17 protein-coding genes, 2 tRNA genes and 4 rRNA genes are annotated in these 19,243 nt (G+C 51.6%); 18 read left to right on the top strand and 5 right to left on the bottom strand.

Annotated elements, in window-relative coordinates; genetic code table 11:
• The first annotated feature begins 42 nt into the window (after positions 1-42).
• Both ACFKSJ_RS01330 and ACFKSJ_RS01335 read left to right on the top strand, forming a co-directional pair.
• A complete protein-coding gene (locus ACFKSJ_RS01330; RefSeq protein WP_440950480.1) occupies positions 43-1,071 on the top strand; it encodes an anion permease in 1,029 nt (342 codons plus the stop codon).
• A 72-nt stretch (positions 1,072-1,143) separates the two neighbouring features.
• The gene (locus ACFKSJ_RS01335) at positions 1,144-1,743 is read left to right on the top strand and encodes a DUF47 domain-containing protein (RefSeq protein WP_440950481.1); all 600 of its coding nucleotides are present in this window, start codon (positions 1,144-1,146) and stop codon (positions 1,741-1,743) included.
• Here ACFKSJ_RS01335 and ACFKSJ_RS01340 read toward each other — a convergent pair.
• Positions 1,704-2,354 (bottom strand): hypothetical protein, encoded by a 651-nt coding sequence (locus tag ACFKSJ_RS01340; protein ID WP_440950482.1) that lies wholly within the window; start codon positions 2,352-2,354, stop codon positions 1,704-1,706. The two genes, ACFKSJ_RS01335 and ACFKSJ_RS01340, sit on opposite strands and share 40 nt — an antisense overlap.
• A 122-nt stretch (positions 2,355-2,476) precedes the next feature.
• On the opposite strand from ACFKSJ_RS01340, the gene ACFKSJ_RS01345 reads away from it, so the two are divergent.
• The 3 genes from ACFKSJ_RS01345 to ACFKSJ_RS01355 all read left to right on the top strand — a co-directional run bounded on the left by ACFKSJ_RS01345 (position 2,477) and on the right by ACFKSJ_RS01355 (position 6,160).
• Positions 2,477-3,187, top strand: coding sequence for a DNA alkylation repair protein (locus ACFKSJ_RS01345; RefSeq protein WP_440950483.1), 711 nt, complete (start codon positions 2,477-2,479; stop codon positions 3,185-3,187).
• A 242-nt stretch (positions 3,188-3,429) separates the two neighbouring features.
• Positions 3,430-4,725 (top strand): APC family permease, encoded by a 1,296-nt coding sequence (locus ACFKSJ_RS01350; RefSeq protein WP_440950484.1) that lies wholly within the window; start codon positions 3,430-3,432, stop codon positions 4,723-4,725.
• 229 nt (positions 4,726-4,954) lie between these two features.
• The gene (locus tag ACFKSJ_RS01355; RefSeq protein ID WP_440950485.1) at positions 4,955-6,160 is read left to right on the top strand and encodes a PLP-dependent aminotransferase family protein; all 1,206 of its coding nucleotides are present in this window, start codon (positions 4,955-4,957) and stop codon (positions 6,158-6,160) included.
• A 306-nt stretch (positions 6,161-6,466) separates the two neighbouring features.
• On the opposite strand, the gene ACFKSJ_RS01360 is transcribed toward ACFKSJ_RS01355, so the two are convergent.
• Entirely contained in the window at positions 6,467-7,324 is an 858-nt protein-coding gene (locus tag ACFKSJ_RS01360; protein WP_440950486.1) for a GNAT family N-acetyltransferase, read from the bottom strand.
• 354 nt (positions 7,325-7,678) lie between these two features.
• Positions 7,679-8,245, bottom strand: a complete 567-nt coding sequence (rbr, locus tag ACFKSJ_RS01365) for a rubrerythrin (protein ID WP_440950487.1) — start codon at positions 8,243-8,245, stop codon at positions 7,679-7,681.
• 191 nt (positions 8,246-8,436) lie between these two features.
• On the opposite strand from rbr, the gene ACFKSJ_RS01370 reads away from it, so the two are divergent.
• The 13 genes from ACFKSJ_RS01370 (at position 8,437) to rrf (ACFKSJ_RS01430) (ending at position 17,487) form a co-directional block, all read left to right on the top strand.
• Complete coding sequence (locus ACFKSJ_RS01370; protein WP_440950488.1) at positions 8,437-9,036, top strand: nitroreductase family protein; 600 nt, start codon at positions 8,437-8,439, stop codon at positions 9,034-9,036.
• Between the two features lie 116 nt (positions 9,037-9,152).
• A complete protein-coding gene (locus tag ACFKSJ_RS01375; protein WP_440950489.1) occupies positions 9,153-9,650 on the top strand; it encodes an adenosine-specific kinase in 498 nt (165 codons plus the stop codon).
• Between the two features lie 80 nt (positions 9,651-9,730).
• Positions 9,731-10,180 carry a DUF2178 domain-containing protein gene (locus tag ACFKSJ_RS01380; protein ID WP_440950490.1) on the top strand — a complete coding sequence of 150 codons (450 nt, stop codon included), beginning with the start codon at positions 9,731-9,733 and terminating at the stop codon, positions 10,178-10,180.
• Positions 10,170-10,388 (top strand): helix-turn-helix transcriptional regulator, encoded by a 219-nt coding sequence (locus ACFKSJ_RS01385; protein WP_440950491.1) that lies wholly within the window; start codon positions 10,170-10,172, stop codon positions 10,386-10,388. The genes ACFKSJ_RS01380 and ACFKSJ_RS01385 overlap by 11 nt, the downstream gene beginning before the upstream one ends.
• 446 nt (positions 10,389-10,834) lie before the next feature.
• Positions 10,835-11,158 carry a DsrE family protein gene (locus ACFKSJ_RS01390; RefSeq protein WP_440950492.1) on the top strand — a complete coding sequence of 108 codons (324 nt, stop codon included), beginning with the start codon at positions 10,835-10,837 and terminating at the stop codon, positions 11,156-11,158.
• A 12-nt stretch (positions 11,159-11,170) separates the two neighbouring features.
• Positions 11,171-11,380, top strand: a complete 210-nt coding sequence (locus ACFKSJ_RS01395; RefSeq protein ID WP_440950493.1) for a DUF5400 family protein — start codon at positions 11,171-11,173, stop codon at positions 11,378-11,380.
• On the top strand, positions 11,331-11,495 hold the full coding sequence (locus ACFKSJ_RS01400; RefSeq protein ID WP_440950494.1) for a DUF5400 family protein: 165 nt from the start codon (positions 11,331-11,333) through the stop codon (positions 11,493-11,495). Before ACFKSJ_RS01395 ends, ACFKSJ_RS01400 begins: the two co-directional genes overlap by 50 nt.
• A gap of 789 nt (positions 11,496-12,284) precedes the next feature.
• Positions 12,285-13,751, top strand: a 16S ribosomal RNA gene (locus ACFKSJ_RS01405).
• Between the two features lie 61 nt (positions 13,752-13,812).
• Positions 13,813-13,885 (top strand) — tRNA-Thr (locus ACFKSJ_RS01410).
• Positions 13,886-13,996: 111 nt separating this feature from the next.
• Positions 13,997-16,921, top strand: a 23S ribosomal RNA gene (locus ACFKSJ_RS01415).
• An 87-nt stretch (positions 16,922-17,008) separates the two neighbouring features.
• Positions 17,009-17,080: transfer RNA gene (locus ACFKSJ_RS01420), tRNA-Cys, on the top strand.
• Positions 17,081-17,086: 6 nt separating this feature from the next.
• Positions 17,087-17,208: ribosomal RNA gene (gene rrf, locus ACFKSJ_RS01425) — 5S ribosomal RNA — on the top strand.
• A gap of 157 nt (positions 17,209-17,365) precedes the next feature.
• A 5S ribosomal RNA gene (gene rrf / locus ACFKSJ_RS01430) occupies positions 17,366-17,487 on the top strand.
• The 16S, 23S and 5S rRNA genes sit together here with 2 tRNA genes alongside, the layout of an rRNA operon.
• A gap of 188 nt (positions 17,488-17,675) precedes the next feature.
• Here the strand turns inward: rrf (ACFKSJ_RS01430) and nifU are convergent.
• Entirely contained in the window at positions 17,676-18,071 is a 396-nt protein-coding gene (nifU, locus tag ACFKSJ_RS01435) for a Fe-S cluster assembly scaffold protein NifU (RefSeq protein WP_012618304.1), read from the bottom strand.
• Between the two features lie 11 nt (positions 18,072-18,082).
• A complete protein-coding gene (locus ACFKSJ_RS01440; RefSeq protein WP_440950495.1) occupies positions 18,083-19,237 on the bottom strand; it encodes a cysteine desulfurase family protein in 1,155 nt (384 codons plus the stop codon).
• Positions 19,238-19,243 lie beyond the last annotated feature (6 nt).

Here is a 19,243-nt window from a genome sequence, read left to right on the forward strand (position 1 = left end):
GTACTCCTATCTCCTCCTGATCTTTCCATCAGGAGATCTTCCGTGCTTCTGGTCACCTCCATCACCATGCTGCTTGCGTTCACTTTCACCTTTACCAATGGGTTTCAGGACGCCAGTTCGGTGGCTGCCACGTTCATCGCCTCCCGATCCGCGTCACCCCGGCAGGGGATTCTTCTGGTAGCAGGGATGGGCTTTTTTGGGGCGATTCTTGGCGGAAGTGCGGTGGCCATGACCATATCCGGGCTTCTCACCCTCGCTCCGGGTGAAGAACTGATCTCCATCGTTCTGGTGGCGCTCATCGCTGCAGCGGCATGGAACATCGTCACCTGGAGATTCGGACTCCCCTCCTCGTCCACCCATGCCCTGATTGGAGGACTGACAGGGGCGGGGATCGCTGCCTCTGGCCTCTCCGGTATCTCCTGGGGCTTATCAGAACTGGTGACACCCCCCTACCTGATGACTGGTATGATAAAGCTCCTGTTCTTTCTGGTTATCTCGGTGGGAATCGGTTTCTTCGGAGGATACCTGATGCGGAGGACCACCCGCCTGCTCTTAAGAAACGCACGGCGGTCGGTGAACCGGGATATCATAAGACTGAACTGGATTGCGGCGGTGATCATGGGCTTCTCGAACGGGGCAAATGACGCACAGAAACAGATGGGTATCATCGGCCTGGTCCTTTTTTCCGGAGGTCTCACTGCAGGTCCTGAGGTGCCCTTCTGGGCACGACTGGGCTGTGCCCTGCTGCTGGCGGCGGGGACCATTGGGGGGGGATGGCGGATCATGGCTACGCTTGGAAGAAAGATCTTCAGGATTGATCCGATTCATTCGTTTGATTCCCAGGTCTCTTCAGGGGTGACCATCGCCCTCTCCACACTTGTCGGGGCTCCGATCTCCTCCACCCATATCATCACCACCTCGATCATTGGGGTGGGTGCAGCGGAGAACCCTCTGCGGGTCCAGTGGTCGGTGGGAATGCAGATTCTCATCACCATGCTCATGACCATCCCGGTGACACTCTGCATAGCGGCTGTCTTGTATCTGGTTGCATCACCATTCATCGGAGGCTGAATTATTATGGCAGATAAAGAAGGTACTGGCCGAAAATGGAAAGATATCGGGATTCTGGACGCGGTATTTCCAATGCGGTATGACTTTGAGCAGATGCTTGTAGACCAGGCCGATCGGACTCTTGAAGGGATTGAGGAGTTTGTACACTGGCTGGAACACGCTGCACATGAAGAGCCGGTTGCGTTGCAGCACCGGGAGGACATGGTGGACGCCCTCCGGTATGATCTGGAGGAGAAACTTCGAGATGCCTTCTCCACCCCGTTTGACAGGCAGGATATCTATAGCCTCTCACGTCAGATGGACTATATTTTGAACTATGCGCATGAGACCTCACGGGAGATGTATGCCTTTTCAGTTCTTCCGGATAGACCGATCATGGATATGTCTCATGCCCTCCTCAGGGGAACCGGGCAGCTCAGCAGAGGAGTAAAGAAGATGAACTCCAACCAGAAGACGATCTGGACGATCATCCAAGAGGCCCGCAAGGCTATGCGCGAGATCGATGATGCCTATATCTATGGAATGAAGGATCTGTTCCAGACGGTTGATTTCATGTCGGCCATGAAAAAACGCGAGATCTACCACCATTTAAGAGATGCCGGGAGGGCGCTTCGGGCAACGGTCGACCTGCTTCACAAAGCCGTGGTGGTCATCGATATTTCAGATGAGTAAGGGGAGGGGCTGGTATCCGGCGTCTGGTGGTCTGAACTCACGGTGATCTCTCCTCCGGTGATTACAACCGGTGCGACCCCGGTCTGGTTCCAGGAGAAGGTCAACTGGTGGACGATCTTTTTTGGGATCATCTCCGGTGATGTCTGAAACAGGATGGAGATCCGTGGATCTGTCAGGTTCCCGGTGCCGGCCTGCAGGTCTTCTGGTGTACGTGAAGAATCAGATGCCGGCTGATAGAGTTGTGTGAGCATGTCGCCCTGAATATCCATAAGGACCTTATTTGTCTCCTTGTCCTGCACCTCGACCCTGGTGAGGACAAGTCCCAGATCAGCGAATTGGGATGTTTCCAGTTCATAGCCAAGGGTTATTGTTCCGTTGCTCATTACGGGAACCGGAGGGGATGGAACTGTTATCGTTACATTCGGTGTCGGTTTTTGAAGTGGTGGGGTATTGATGAAGGAGAGTGCGATACCTCCTATAATGGCCACCAGAAGGATGCCAATGAAGAGAATCGTGAACCATTTTGAGATACTCCCCGTCCCTGTCATAGTGTATGCCCTGCACAGGAATTTGTTCCCCATTGTATTAATGAGATACTCATTTTTTCCCATCCTCTGGGACATTCCGCCTCCGAGTCTCAACTCTCTGACTGGATCTTCCTACCAGGTCCTGATAGGTGGATGACTTTTTGGGGATCTGTCTGGTTTTATACTCCAAAAGACCATTGAGAACTATGGAGACAGTTCTTGAAAGGATCAGAACAGACCTGAAGAACAGTAGTGATATATCGACACAAAAGAATTTTCAGCGGTTCTTTAAAGAAGAGGTTCGATATTACGGAGTCAAGGCCGCAACCGTCAGCAGGATCGCAAAAAAATACTGGGGAGAGATCAAATCCCTTGACAAGCAGGAGGTATTCAAACTCTGTGAAGAACTGTATTCTTCCGATTACTGTGAAGAGGCCTTTATCGTCTCTAACTGGGTCCCCAACCTGGCCGATAGATTTGATAGTGCCGATCTCGCACTGTTCAGGACCTGGATTGAAAAATATATCAACAATTGGGCGAAGTGCGACGGCTTCTGCAATCATACCATCGGCACCTTTATTGTCATGTTTCCCGAGTGCATCGGGGAGTTAAAGAGATGGACATTATCTGAGAACCGGTGGCTGAAGAGGGCGTCGGCGGTCTCGTTGATCATCCCTGTAAAGCACGGGGCATTCCTTGACGATGTCTTTGAGATTGCCGATTGTTTACGAACAGATGGGGATGATATGGTCCAGAAAGGATATGGTTGGCTGCTCAAGGAGGCGAGTCGTCAGCATCAGGATGAGGTATTTCTATATATTTTAAGGAACAGAAGCACGATGCCGCGGACTGCGCTGCGGTACGCCATAGAACTGATGCCACCTGAGCGAAGAACAGAGGCGATGAAGCGGGAATGATCGGGATACTGGACCCTGATGGCGCGGCCATTTGAGGTGAAATCAAATTGTTCGTCATTTTTTCTTTCTCTTTCCTCCTCCCAATCTCTCTCCCTTTTTGAACAGTGATCCCCTATATATCGGGAGGAGACGAAATATATGAGAGAATTTCTGCTCATCAGGTTTCTCTCTCATTTCTGAAATGAGAGTCTGGTGAGCGAGGATCGTTCCGGAGGAAGGTCCGGATCACTTCGGAGCGGAATGTGCACCATCCAAAACAATTTCCAGCCACCCTGGGATTACCGCAGATCATCGCCCTCTATATCGGCGCAGTATTGGGGTCAGGGATCATGTTCCTTCCAGGAGTGGTCGCAGACTCTGCGGGGCCGGCATCATTACTCGCCTGGGTACTGATGAGTCTGCTGGTCATACCCATGGCGCTGACGATGGGGCTCTTATCGATCAAATTCCCCAACTCGGGAGGGGTATCCCATTTCGTCTCCAGGGCGTTCAATCCTGATGTCGGGTCGTTGATCGGCTGGTTCTTCCTCCTTTCTGTCGTGGTCGGAGCACCGGTGATCGCCCTGGTCGGCGCCGGATATGCCTGCGCTGCCATCGGGCTCGGGGACTCATACCGGCTGATTCTTGCAGCATTCATCCTGCTGACTGGGATTTTGACCAATTACGTGGGGATGAAGGTGACCAGCCAGATCCAGATGGCCGTTGTCGTGACCACCATCGTCATTCTGGTGAGTGCATTCGCCGGCAGTGTCCTCACCGTCGATCCGCAGAACTTCACGCCCTTTATGCCCTTTGGTTGGGAGAGTGTCGGACAGGCTGCAACCCTGATCTTCTGGTCCTTCCTCGGGTGGGAGGCGATATCTCATATCTCCGAAGAGTTTGAGGATCCTGAACGTGATGTTGTGAAGGGGACGATGATCGCGGCCCTGGTGATCGGAGTTCTGTACATCGGGACAGCCTTTGTCGTCATCGGAACCCACAGTTATGGTCCTGGCATTTCGGATGTCTCGCTGATTCATCTGATCAACATCACATTTGGTCCGTACGGCATGATCTTCGCAGGCCTTGCTGCCCTCTTCATCTGCATAGCACCCGTGATCGCCTATATCGGAGCGGCTTGCAGATTGGCATACTCACTCTCCATCACTGGATATGCACCGACGTTCCTCTCCCGTCTGTCGGATCGGTTCCAGACCCCGGTCGGAGGACTCTGGTTCCTGGCCGTCTGTTTCACCATCATGCTCTGGATCTTCAACAGCGGAGTCCTCTCCCTGTCGACCCTGATCCAGCTCCCCAACGCCACGTTCATCCTGACCTATCTGGGTGGGTGTGCCGCCGGCGTGGTTCTCCTGAAGGACCGGAGGTTTGGGATGCTGTTCAGTGCGATCTCGCTCGCGATGACTGCGGTGGTCTTTCTTTTTGTTGGTTGGACGGTCATCTATCCTGCAATCATCACCCTTGTCTGGGGAGGGTTCATGATGTACCGAAGAAGGACCAAACAACGTGGATGTGAAGAAGCGGGGTCTGGGGCTCCCTGAACTGCGCGAACGTGGACCTGCTCTGTGGGATATTCGTCACTAACCGCATCCCACATCCTGGTTTGATAGGATCTCTCGCCGAAGAAAGAGAGCCTGCCCGGTAACCTTCTATAATCCATTTATCGTGAGACTCCGTAATCGATCCAGTCCTCATAGGTTATGGAGATCAGACTTCTGAGGCTTTGGGGAACCGTAAATAGAAAAAGAACTGATATAATATTGAGCGTCTATGCAGTACACCTTCGCCTCCAGGATGGGGAAGACCCCACGGTCATTCATCAGGGAGATCCTCAAAGTTACGGAACGACCGGAGATCATTTCTTTTGCTGGGGGGCTTCCAAGTCCAGCTTTGTTCCCGGTTGAGAGACTGGCAGAGACTGCGAAGGCTGTGATAATGGAGGATGGACCAGCAGCTCTTCAATATGCCACCACCGAGGGGCATCTGCCTCTTCGCGAATGGATCGCTGAGCGGTACCATAGCCGGCTCGGTATGGATGTTTCTCCTGATGAGATCCTGATCACCAACGGTTCACAGCAAAGCCTCGATCTTATCGGAAAGGTATTCATCGATCCGGGTTCGCGGGTCGCTATCGAACGACCTGGCTATCTTGGGGCAATCCAGGCTTTCTCCCTCTTTGAGCCGGAGTTCTTGGGTGTTCCGCTCACAGAAGAAGGTCCTGATCCGGCAGTCCTCCACGCTGTCCTTACTGATGAGAACCCGCGTATATTCTATGGAGTTCCCAACTCGCAGAACCCTTCGGGCATAACCTGGTCGATTGAGAACAGGCACAGAATCGCTGAAGAGATACAGAGATCGGAGACAATCCTGATTGAGGATGATGCATATGGCGAACTCCGGTTCAGTGGAGATCAGATGCCGGCGATGCGCTCCTTCCTGCCCGATCAAACGGTGATGACCGGTTCGTTTTCAAAAATTATCGCGCCTGGGATGCGTATGGGCTGGATCTGTGCTCCACACGAGATCATGGAACAGATCATCACCGCCAAGCAGGGGACTGACCTTCACTCTAACATCCTGAGCCAGAGGATCATCGCCCGGTTCCTGGCTGACTATTCCATCGATGAGCATATCAGCAAAATCACTGATGCCTATGCGCACCAGCGCGACTGTATGCTTGCAGCGATTAAAGAGCATTTCCCGGAGGGGGTCACATGTACAAGGCCTGAGGGGGGTATGTTCCTCTGGGTCACGCTGCCGGACAGGTACTCATCGACAGAACTCTTCAAGCGGGCGCTGGCAGAGAACGTAGCAATCCTACCGGGTGTCCCGTTCTATGCCGATGGAGGGGGGGAGTCAACGATGCGGTTGAACTTCTCAAATGCCAGTGAAGAACAGATATGGGAAGGGATCTCGAGACTTGGAAAGGTGCTCCACCAGTACCTGCTGGCCGGCACGACCGTCACCAATAATTAATAATTCTTGAGAGGAATAACCGTTCAAAGACCCTGAGCCGATCATTATTTCTGTTCGATTCCAGGTTAAAGAGGTATTTTTTCTTTCACAAAGGTCGACCAGATAGGCCCCAGCCCGTTTTAGTATCTGGCAGAGAGAAAGGCGCAGCCGGGCCCTGGTGGAGATCTACCGGATGTACTGGACTGGAAAGTCAATGGCACCCGCTGCGACCAAAAACAATTGGCATCTTGCTCTGCCCGTTTCCTGTCCCTTGTGGGAAGGAACTGTTCTGCATATCCACGATCCGGTGCGCTATTTGATGGGAACTCATTGCTCCTTTTCATGTTGACGGGTGAGGAGGTGCCGGTGCGGATGGAACCCGAATCGTGCATAGAAGGGGAAGACCTCTTCGTTGCCTTCAAATACCATCACCCGGGAGCCGGTCACCCCGACCTCCTCCATCCATGAGGATGCCCGCTCCATAAAGGTGGTACCAATCTTGTGAACCCGAAATGAGGGATGTACATAGATCGACTCCACCTCACCGTAGTCCCCGGGGGCTGCGGAGCTTACGCAGTACCCGATCACTTCACCCGAACTGGTCTCCCTGGCAATATGGACCATCATTGTCCGGCCGCAGTTCTTCTCCAGAAGTTCCTGGCATCGCTCCGCAAAAGTTCGAAACTCATGTTCTGACCTGAAGTGCTGGGATACCCGGGCATGATGATCTCTGAGCATCGTCCAGAGCGGTTCAATCAAAGATAGCCCGTCAATTCCATACTCTCCAAAGTCTATCTGATAATCTTCACTGGGCCCGGGCTCTGGTTTTTTCTCATCCCGGTTGACTCGCCCTGATGAAGGGGCGGGAATGCAGACAGAAATAATATCCGTTTTCTCTGCCGTGCTATACTGCACCCACTCTCCAGCTGGCACTATCACTGCCTGGCCTGCAGAAGCATGCAGTACCTCAGTCTGCGTAGTTATGACCAGTGTTCCGCTCAGGACGACGAAATACTCATCAAACTGGAGTCGTTGCCCGGGTTCCCTCCAACCAGCCGGGCATTGTATGTGAGCGATGGAGAGTCGATCAGTGCCTGAGGCTTCCCTGCCGATAAACTCCTTGATACTTCTGGGTGGCGAACCAGCAGCAGGGATGGCCCATGGTGACTGGATGATCCTGACCATGCGATACAGTGGGTGGGATATGGGAAAAATGCTCCGACAGTGTTAAATCTGGTGACACAGGTCATCCACTCTGGAGGTCTGGTGATGCTGGTGATCGATGCAGATGGTGGTTGATTGTTCTGATCTCTGTAGTTCAGCAGTACTTCAACCGTTAAAAGTGACTTCGGGTTCTAACTCCAGAGGATCCTGCGATTCTCCCTTTCTCGTCGTCTGGGATAATGTGATCAGGTGCCCATTGAAGGTGGGGGGGGAATTCCCTACCCTCTCATCTTCTTTCGTGATCTGTTTATTCGATTGCCAGTTGGCTATGTGCCATCGATCGCTTGAATCCTGGAGATATACACCAGGATGAGTTCAGTAGTTCTCACACCAGACTTCAAAATACTTCTGGGGATGATCACAGACCGGGCATTTCTCTGGCGCCTCTCCTGCCTCCAGGACATAACCGCAATTCCGACATTTCCAGCTGATGGGAAGATCTTTTTTAAAGACAGAGTGCTGTTCTATGTTAGCAAGCAGTTTTCTGTACCGTCTTTCATGGAACACCTCCACCTTTGCAATATTTCTGAAGGTCGCTGCAGCTTCAGTAAAGCCCTCTTTCTCTGCTACGTCACCAAAACCTGGATAGAGCGTGCCCCATTCCAGCTTCTCTCCATCAGCTGCTGCCCGGAGATTGTCTGCTGTCGATCCGAGCACGCCTGCTGGATAACCTGCGGTGATCTCTGCAGTTCCTCCTTCTAGCAACTTAAAGAACAACTTCGCATGCTCTTTTTCGTTCTCTGCCGTCTCAAGGAATATCGCACCGATCTGTTCATAACCTTCCTTGGCAGCGATGCTGGAAAAAAAAGTATATCTCATTCTAGCCTGTGATTCACCTGCAAAAGAAGCAAGTAAATTTTTTTCTGTCTGTGATCCTTTCATCTCTGATTCTCCTTACTCTGGGAAATGTGATTGTTTCTAACTTGATTCATTGTTATTGTTAAATTTTCTCCGATGAGACGTTCTCTGGAAGGTGAACGCAGATATATGGTGTTGGTAGAGAACAGACGGGGTGATCGGACACATTATATTTTAATCCCATAACCTGGATCTTATCACTGGAGAAGAGATTCATGCAGTTCAAGGATATCGTGATGGAGCGCTATGCAACCAAAAAATTTGATGGTGCTAAAATCCCGGATGAGAAGATCGACGAGTTGATGGAACTGGTCAGGTTCGCTCCTTCGGCACTGAACATCCAGCCCTGGAGGATCAGAATAATCTCTGACCAGAACGTCAAGGAGCAGTTGAAACCGGCGGCTTTCAATCAGGAGCAGATCACCACCTGTTCACACCTGCTCGTCTTCTGTGCAGACCCGGATTATGCCGGCCTCATCAAGAAACTTGAAAGACTGCTGAAAGAAAACAGCATCCCAGAGGAGACGCAGACGATGATCATTGGGATGGTATCCCATTTTGCCGATGCGATGACCCCGGAACAACAATTTGCCTGGTCACAGGCACAGACCTATCTCGCCCTGGGGAACGCAATTAATGGTGCAAAATCGCTTGGATTTGATTCCTGCCCGATGGGTGGGTTTGACCCTGCTGAGTTCATCCGGATCCTGAACATTCCGGCGCCGCTTGTTCCGGTCATGCTCTGTCCGGTTGGATATGCAGCTGACAGTCCAGTGCCCAAGATCAGATATCCTAAAGGGGAGATCCTGTTCTGAACAGGCAGAACCACAGAATTATCTTTCCTTTTTACTGATGAAAAGGTCCAGGTCGACCAATTGGACAGAACCATTTATATCCAGACGCCTCCATCCTCCAATTGCTGGAGAAGAAGATGACAGGGACTGTAGAATTCAGGATTGTCAGGATTGAAAAACCTGAGGATGTGAATGTGATCTTCGGACAGGCGCATTTCATCAAGACTGTGGAGGACCTGTTCGAGGCGGTGGCCGGCTCGGTACCGAATGCGAAGTTCGGGCTTGCGTTCTGTGAAGCTTCGGGTGACTGCCTGATCCGGATCGAGGGGACTGATCAGGAACTCAAAGTGCTGGCACAGGAGAATGCCGCTGCTATCGGCGCGGGTCATTCGTTCATCCTCTTTTTACGGGACTGTTTTCCTATCAATGTACTGAATGCGATCAAGAACATTCAGGAGGTCTGTACTATCTTCTGCGCAACATCCAACCCTGTTGAGGTCGTGATTGTAGAAACCTCACTGGGACGCGGAGTAATGGGGGTGATCGACGGTGAGAAGCCCAAAGGGGTCGAGGGGTCCGATGGAGTTGTGCTACGGACAGAACTTCTCAGAACGTTTGGGTATAAGCGAGGATAGATTCCCGCTCTGGAATTCTGAAATATGCATTAGGTATATTTATACGACAAAATGTATAATATACTATACATAGGTCCATCATGAAGAGGAACGGATTCTATCTTTTACTAGGGATTGTCGCCATTGTGCTGGTCTGCATCTTCTGGTACTCAGTGGAGCACAATCTGGCTCTGCTCATGGAGTTATCATTCGTCGCGGCTGTTGCCATTGTTTATTATGTGAAGGTGAATTACACGGATTTCACTGAGGATGAGAGAGATATTAAAATTGCGGAACAGGCCATGGGGCGGACAATGCAGGTTTTCTGGGTTGCATTCTGTGCTGTTTCGATCGGAGGAGTGATGCAGTTACTCCATGTTCCTTCGTTTGCCCCACGTCAACCTCCGCCGGCGAATATCGTGGGGGAATTTTCTCCAAAAATGATGGGATTTCTCCAGCTCGGTCTTCTCTGTCTGATGATCTTTCTGTACGTCGGGTTCAGGTTATACTACGCTCGAAAATATGGGGATTGGGAGACCGATGAAGAATAAGATCAAGGTTTTTCGAGCGATGAACGACCTCACGCAGGAAAATCTCGGAGCAGCAATAGGGGTTAATCGTCAGACCATCCTTGCTATTGAAAAGGGAAAATATGTTCCTTCCCTCGACCTTGCCTTTAAAATTGCACGCTATTTCGGGGTGAATATCGAAGAGATGTTCATTTACGAGGCTGAGTCTCCAGAAAACTCAGCTCATTGAGCACTCCTTTTTTCCCCAGTCCCTGTGGGCCTTCTATCTCCACTTTACGTGAACTTATGGGAGTCCATTACTCTGTCAGAACGCCAATTTTTCGATAGAATTTGAAGATCCATATGCCTTGCAGGCCATCCCTAATGATTTTTCAACCGTGAGTTCTACATGTGTAAAGGTTTCGGGCTCCCGATGCTGTGTTGCAGAATCCCACTATGACATTCACTCACTCCTATCTTGGTTTTGCCCGTTCGTTCACTGAGCCATTGCCAGAAGGATATTGTATCCCCTGAATTTCATCTATGCGTCGCGGACATGCCTTCTCCCGACGATCCCACTGAACGCAAGTGTCGATTCGATAACAGATATTGTGGTGGCAGTCAAATCATCCGGTTCAAGGGTGGTCTCAGAAGGTTTTGATGGAATTTTGGTTGTACAGGGCAGTGGTACTGGTAATGCCGAACGGGCCTTTGCTACCTTCATTCTCCTCCCAAATTGCTATAAGTGTGGAAAAAGAGGTCATCATCTTCCTGCTCATGGATGGGGCGAGTATGGCGCGGCGGGATGTTGCTGCCGGAGTAAAGCATCCTGCCTTCAACCGACTTGATCATATGATGGGGGTGGTCGTCAGGGCTGGAGCCATCATCTATGCCTGTGAATTATGTGCAAAGTTTCGAGGGATCTCCGCGGCCACCCTTGTCGAAGGGGTGAAACTGACCGGGGCCGCGACTTATCTGCAGTTGCTCAATGACTCCAGTTCTGCGATTATAATTTTCTGAGGGGGGTAACTTATGCAAACTATCTATCTGTTACTCGTCCTGGCAATCGTCTTCAGCAATATAGTCCCCGGGTTCATCTCGTTTCGGGTGCAGGGGATGAATCTGGCTGTGCACTTTATCACACTCGCTTGTGGCCTCCTGATCATTCTGGCTACCCTGCTCCTGCAGGTGCTTGCTTGTCACGGTTACGGCCTATGCCCTATGGTCCCACGTACGGTATAATTTTCAGACTACTCCTGTGTATGCGCTCCATCTCGCTCTTGTGACGATGTTGCCTGTGCTGATGTGGCTACGCTTCTATGAATCATCTCATTTTTCTATCGGGATCTCTGTATGATCCTCATCACCATTGGTGACGATCTCTGGAACTATTGTCTCTCCTGTCAGATGCTGCATTATCTTCTCAATCACGATTGAATTTCTGGGTTGGTTGATATGGCAGTGTTGATCAGGTGCCGGCCTGTGTTTGAAATCACCATGGCCTGGGGATTCCCCCTCGAAACCGCCCCCTTCTTCATGCTGGGGGAATGATCATCTCTCAACAATCTGGTTAAGGGACACGAATTCCTGGATGGGTTTGCGCGTTACATATATTGTGCGACGAGCAATGCCGGCAATTTTCCGGAATGCGGGTTGGGATCATCCGATTCTTGAATAATGTATATATGCACCTACACACAACAGTAGTATCTCGCGTTGTATCATCAACCCGAGTGATTGTGGTGGATTTTCTCCAAATCCGATTCCTAGAATCCGGTTTTGCAGTAAAGTATATATGCACCTGCGTTCAACATAAGTATCTCGCGTTGCGAAGTCGACACGAGTGGTTGTGGGGGACGAATGCTCTCGTCCGATTCGATGAATCGGGCCTGTAGCAAGGTATATATGTGCCGGCGTCCAACATAAGTATCTCGCGTTGTAACAAACAACGACAGCGAGCAAACGTCTGTGCAAGTGTGCAGATAGTTTACGGTAATACAATAGGATATTACCCTCTGTGATGGAGAATCGATTCGACCGACGAGATCGGTTTCGGTTCTGACATTGATACTGGCAATGTGGAATTTTGTTTAGTAACTGCCAATTCCATTAAAATTTCAGATAGTATTGTGTGTATTTCAAATTAATTCTGGTTGATCCTGCCAGAGGCCACTGCTATCGGAGTTCGATTAAGCCATGCGAGTCGAGAGGGTTCGGCCCTCGGCGTACTGCTCAGTAACACGTGGATAACCTACCCTAAGGTGGGAGATAACCCCGGGAAACTGGGGATAATACCCCATAGTCTATGGAAGCTGGAATGCTCTATAGTTGAAAGATTTATCGCCTTAGGATGGGTCTGCGGCCGATTAGGTAGTTGTTGGGGTAACGGCCCAACAAGCCTTTGATCGGTACGGGTTGTGGGAGCAAGAGCCCGGAGATGGATTCTGAGACACGAATCCAGGCCCTACGGGGCGCAGCAGGCGCGAAAACTTTACAATGCGGGAAACCGTGATAAGGGAACTCCGAGTGCCCGTAAACGCGGGCTGTCCATCTGCTTAAAAAACAGGTGAAGAAAGGGCCGGGCAAGACCGGTGCCAGCCGCCGCGGTAATACCGGCGGCTCGAGTGGTGGCCACTATTACTGGGCTTAAAGCGTCCGTAGCTTGGTTGTTAAGTCTCTTGGGAAATCTGTCGGCTTAACCGACAGGCGTTTAAGGGATACTGGCAATCTAGGGACCGGGAGAGGTGAGAGGTACTCCAGGGGTAGGAGTGAAATCCTGTAATCCTTGGGGGACCACCTGTGGCGTAGGCGTCTCACCAGAACGGCTCCGACAGTGAGGGACGAAAGCTGGGGGAGCAAACCGGATTAGATACCCGGGTAGTCCCAGCCGTAAACGATGCGCGTTAGGTGTATCGGTGACCACGAGTCACCGAGGTGCCGAAGGGAAACCGTGAAACGTGCCGCCTGGGAAGTACGGTCGCAAGGCTGAAACTTAAAGGAATTGGCGGGGGAGCACCACAACAGGTGGAGCCTGCGGTTTAATCGGACTCAACGCCGGAAACCTCACCGGATAAGACAGCGGGATGATAGCCAGGCTGAAGACTTTGCTTGACTAGCTGAGAGGAGGTGCATGGCCGTCGTCAGTTCGTACTGTGAAGCATCCTGTTAAGTCAGGCAACGAGCGAGACCCACGCCAACAGTTGCTAGCATGTCCTTCGGGATGATGAGGACACTGTTGGGACCGCCTCTGCTAAAGAGGAGGAAGGAATGGGCAACGGTAGGTCAGCATGCCCCGAATTATCCGGGCTACACGCGGGCTACAATGGGCAGGACAATGGGTATCGACACCGAAAGGTGAAGGCAATCTCTTAAACCTGTCCGTAGTTCGGATTGCGGGTTGCAACTCGCCCGCATGAAGCTGGAATCTGTAGTAATCGCGTCTCAAAATGGCGCGGTGAATATGTCCCTGCTCCTTGCACACACCGCCCGTCAAACCACTCGAGTGGGGTCTTGATGAGGCTGCGGTTTTCGCCGTAGTCGAATCTAGGTTCCGCAAGAGGGGTTAAGTCGTAACAAGGTAGCCGTAGGGGAATCTGCGGCTGGATCACCTCCTAATGAATTGGAGTTGGCAGTTGCTGAACAGAACACAAAATAGCCAGTGTCAATAAAGCAGAGGGCTCATAGCTCAGTTGGAAGAGCGCCACCCTTGTGGGGTGGAGGCCATAGGTTCAAATCCTATTGAGTCCACTTTCGATGCACCTGGAGATGTGAATCTCCCGGGAAGGGCTGAAGGTTAATGACCTGACGATGCCGTGTAATGGTTTAGCACTCTGGACGTTAAATGGGTTCAACATCAAAGAGTACTAGAATTTAAGCCTATCAGTGGATGGCTCGGTTCGAGAGCCGATTAAGGGCGTGCCAAGCTGCGATAAGCTTCGGGGAGGCGCACGGAGCCTACGATCCGAAGATACCCTAATGGGACATCCTGGCACTTTTGTGTCGATCCGTAAGGATTGGGAACGCCCCGAATTGAAACATCTTAGTAGGGGCAGGAGAAGAAATCAATCGAGATGTCGTTAGTAGAGGCGATCGAACACGACGGAGTTCAAACTGAATCCCGCAAGGGAGATGTGGTGTTGTAAGCTCACTGTTATGATCTTCAATGTTAAGTGAAAGTCGTCTGGAACGTCGTACCATAGAGGGTGATAGTCCCGTACACGTACACAGCGAAGATCTAAGTGAAGTCTTGAGTACCGTGGGTCGGAATTCTCGCGGGAATCTGGGAGTCACTAACTTCCAAAACTAAATACTCCTCGAAACCGATAGCGTATTAGTAGCGTGAGCGAAGGCTGAAAAGTAACCCCAGAAAGGTGGTTAAAAGTGCCTGAAATTGATAGGTGATAGCGGGTTATAGCGTTAAAGGATCTTCCATACGAAGAAACCCGTCGCGAGGCGGTAGTACGGGTATGGTTGCCAATGTTATAACGTACGTTTTGAAGAACGGGCCAGAGAGTTTATTCTGTTGGCGAAGGTTAACCCGAAAGGGGAGCCGAAGGGAAACCAACAAGTCTGTAGCCTTCGGGTGTGAGACGGCGTATTAAAAGTGCGCGGAGTCAGCAGGATAAGACCCGAAGCCTAGTGATCTATGCGTGGGCAGGTTGAAGCGTGACGAAAGTTGCGTGGAGGACCGAATGGGGTTTTGATATGCAAATCATTCCCGTGACCTGTGTATAGGAGTGAAAGATTAATCGAACTAGGCATCCGCTGGTTCCTCTCGAAACATGTCGCAGCATGACCTGGCTGGAGATCGATAGTGAGGTAGAGCACTGATTGGGGGAGCTGGGGAAGAAATTCCTCACCCCCCTGTCAAACTCCAAACTCCCTATCATCGTAGAAGGCTGGAAGTCCGGGCTACGGGGTAAGCTTGTAGTCCGTAAGGGAGACAACCCAGACCGAGGTTAATGTCCCTCAATGTAGGTTAAGTGTCAACACTGAAAGCGGTCCTAGGCCAAAGACAACTGGGAGGTGAGCTCAGAAGCAGCTATCCTTCAAAAAGTGCGTAACAGCTTACCAGTCAAGGTTTAGGGCACTGAAAATGGACGGGGCTAAAACCTACTACAGAGACCTCGGGGCACCGCAAGGTGATCCAGTAGAGAGGCGTTCTGCATGGGTGGAAGCTGGGGCGTAAGTTCCAGTGGACCGTGTAGAAATGAGAATTCTGGCAATAGTAGAAGCAAAGTTGGGTGAGAATCCCAACCGCCGCAGGGGCTAGGTTTCCTTGGCAATGTTCGTCAGCCAAGGGTTAGTCGGTCCTAAGACGTACCGTAACTCGAGTACGCCAACAGGGAAACAGGTTAATATTCCTGTACCATCTAGTTTTAAGCGCAAGCCCTGACGCTTTGGGATATGCTGGGCAGAGTTGTCGCTCTGTCTAAGCGTCGAATTCTGTGGAGTACCGTAATGGTGAGAAGCAGAGGAATACGTGATGGGGAAACCCAGCAAATTCCTGGAGCCCGTGAAAAGGGAATTAGATGTCCGTACCGAGAACCGACACAGGTGCCCCTCGCTGAAGAGGCGAAGGCGTGTCGGATTTAATTGTGTTAAGGGAACTCGGCAAATTGGCCCCGTAACTTCGGAATAAGGGGTGCCTGCCTGGAGATCAGGCAGGTCGCAGTGACCAGGGAGCTCTAACTGTCTAATAACAACATAGCAGACTGCAACTCGGAAACGACTAGTATAGTCTGTGATTCCTGCCCAGTGCAAGTATCTGAACACCCGGTTCAACGGGACGAAGGACTTGTAAACGGCGGGGGTAACTATGACCCTCTTAAGGTAGCGTAGTACCTTGTCGCTTAATTGGCGACTTGCATGAATGGATTAATGAGAGCTCTACTGTCCCTAACACAAATCCGTTGAACTTTTTGTCCTAGTGCAGAGACTAGGGACTCCTAATGGGAAGTGAAGACCCCGTGGAGCTTTACTGCAGCCTGTCGTTGAGTTACGGTGTTACTTGCGCAGTGTAGATGGGAGGCGTTATATCCGTTTCTTTCGGGAAACGGGGAGCCAACAATGAGACACCATCCTTGTTACACTGTAACTCTCACTCCTTTGTGAGGACATCGATAGGTAGGCAGTTTGGGTGGGGCGCCACACCCTCGAAAAAATATCAAGGGTGCCCTAAGGTCAACTCATGTGAGTCAGAAACTCACAGGAGAGTGTCAAGAGCATAAGTTGGCCTGACGCGATCATGAAAAGCAAATGATCGCGAGAGGAAACTCGGGTCTAACGAACCAATATGTCCTTTTGGTGAGGGCTATTGACTACAGAAAAGCTACCCCGGGGATAACAGAGTCGTCGCCGGCAAGAGCACATATCGACCCGGCGGCTTGCTACCTCGATGTCGGTTCTTTCCATCCTGGCCGTGCAGCAGCGGCCAAGGGTGAGGTTGTTCGCCTATTAAAGGGGATCGTGAGCTGGGTTTAGACCGTCGTGAGACAGGTCGGTTACTATCTATTAGGAGTGTCAGGAGTCTGAAGGCAAGAATGAAATAGTACGAGAGGAACTTTCACTCGTCGCCACTGGTTGATCGGTTGTCTGACAAGGCAATGCCGAGCAGCTACGCGATAAGGGATAAAAGCTGAAAGCATCTAAGCTTGAAACCCAGCCTAAAAAGAGACTCCGTTGAGGACATGGATAAAAGATCCGTTTGATAGACTTGGGATGTAAGCACGAAGGTTACGACGTGTTCAGTCCGCAAGCACTAACGTCCAAACTCTAGTACTTGCAACTTGAGTTGAACCCAGACGAAATCTGGAGTGCTAAACCATTATTTTTATTACTAATCTGAGTAATAAAAATATACACACGGCTGCCAAGGTGGCGGAGCGGCCACGCGGCTGATTGCAGATCAGCTACACTCCGGTTCAAATCCGGACCTTGGCTTTGGGTAATAGCGGCCATAGCAGCTGGGAAACACCTGGACCCATTCCGAACCCAGAAGTTAAGCCAGTTCACGTACTATATTGTACTGAGGTACGCGAGTCCTCGGGAACTATAATACGCTGCTATTACCCTTCTTATGCATCGAAAAGCATGCTGTTTTCATGAATTTTGTATTGTTCTCTCTTGAGAGTGACAACGCTTCGTATCCGTTCATTCGTACAGTCGACAGGTTTTTTCGAAGGGATATTTTTTCGTAATTGTTATTAATCATCATCCATCATCGGTACTGGCGGCCATAGCAATCGGGACACACCTGGACCCATGCCGAACCCAGAAGTTAAGCCGGTTTACGTCGTATGCTGTACTGAGGTACGCGAGTCCTCGGGAACCATACAGCGTTGCCAGTATCGTTCTTATTCATAGCTGTTTTCACTGTGTGTGTTTTTTGGTAACGGTTGGAGGAGATGTTCCAGCCCGGGCCATCGTGATGTCCACTCATTCGTAGCGTAATTCTTTTCAGAGTGGATGTTTTTGTTTGAAAAATGTGAATTTCTGGAGTGATACCTATCGGTATTGTCTCATTTCCAAAACCGGATCAGCCAGTTTCTGTCTTCTTTCGGTAATCCTCTATCGCCTTGTGCAGTGCGTCTGCTGCGAGGTTGGAGCAGTGCATCTTCCGCGGCGGCAGCCCATCAAGTTCATCGGCCACGTCCTGCCGGCTGATCTTCTCTGCCTCATCGAGGGTCTTCCCCTTGGCCAGTTCGGTCACCATGCTCGCGGTTGCGATGGCCGATCCGCATCCAAATGTTTTGAACTTGATGTCCGTGATCACATCCTTCTCCACCTTGATGGAGACCTCCATCAGGTCCCCGCAGACTGGGTTGCCCACCTGGCCGACCCCGTCCGGATCGGCCACAGCCCCCACATTCCGCGGGTGCATGAAATGGTCCATCACTTTCTCGGTATATCCGATCTGTGGTACGTCTTCCATTCTCTCCTCCTTTACATCGCGGTGATCTCCCGGAGGCGATCGACCGTCTTCTTCACTGCATCCACGACATACGGGATGTCCTCCCCCTGCGTCGACCGCCCGAGGGTCATGATCATCGATCCGTGCGCCTCTTCATGTTTGAGGCCGATGGCCAGCAGCACATGCGACGGCTCCAGCGTCCGCGAACTGCAGGCCGAGCCGGTCGCGACCTGGATATTGAAGGCTGTATCCAGGTTCAGCAGAATACTCTCCCCTTCGATTCGGCTGAACCGGAAACTGAGGTGACCCGGCAGTCGCTCTGTCGAATGACCGGTCAGGTACGAGTCTGGAATGGTGAGGATCTCCTGCCGGTATAACCTGGCGATCTGCTGCAGCCGCTCTCGTTCCCCTGCCATCTCCTCTCCTGCGATGACGGCCGCCTCCCCCATCCCGGCGATGGCGAAGAGGTTCTCGGTCCCCGATCGGATCCCATTCTCCTGCCCCCCGCCGGGAAGTATCGTCTGCACCTTCACCCCTCTCCGGATGTAGAGGGCTGCGGCCCCTCGGGGCCCAGAGAGATCATTGGAGGAGATGGTCAGCAGGTCGACCCCGTCCTTCTGGACATCGATCGGGATCTTGCCGGCCGCCGCTGTCGCATTTACGTGCAGGTACTGCCCCCGCTCATGCACGATCTCACCGATCTCACGAATCGGTTCGATCGTACCGATCTCATCACTGGCATAGTTGATGGAGGTCACCACGGTCTCCTTCGTCACCAGGTCTGCCAGTGTTTCAAGATCGACGACCCCGCTGGCGTCGACCGGCACTGTCTCATACTGGTACCCGCTCTTCTGGAGTTCCTTCATCGGGTTCAAAACCGAGACGTGTTCGATGACGCTTGAAACCACCTTCTGCCCGGCCTGCCTGTTCCGCAGCGCGGTCCCCCGGATGGCCAGGTTGTTGGACTCTGTGGCACTGCCGGTGAAGATGATGGTGGCCGGACTCTCGGCGTTGATGAGGGAGGCGACCTTTCCCCGTGCATGCTCCAGCGCCCTCCTGGCATCGAGGCCCATCGAGTAGAGCGTGGACGGGTTGCCGTACTCCTTGGAGAGGAACGGAACCGCGAACGCGACCACCCGCGGGTCGACGGGCGATGCAGATGCATGGTCGAGATATATCCGCTTCATGGCTTC

The organism is Methanosphaerula subterraneus, from assembly GCF_052055875.1.
GTDB lineage: Archaea > Halobacteriota > Methanomicrobia > Methanomicrobiales > Methanospirillaceae > Methanosphaerula > Methanosphaerula subterraneus.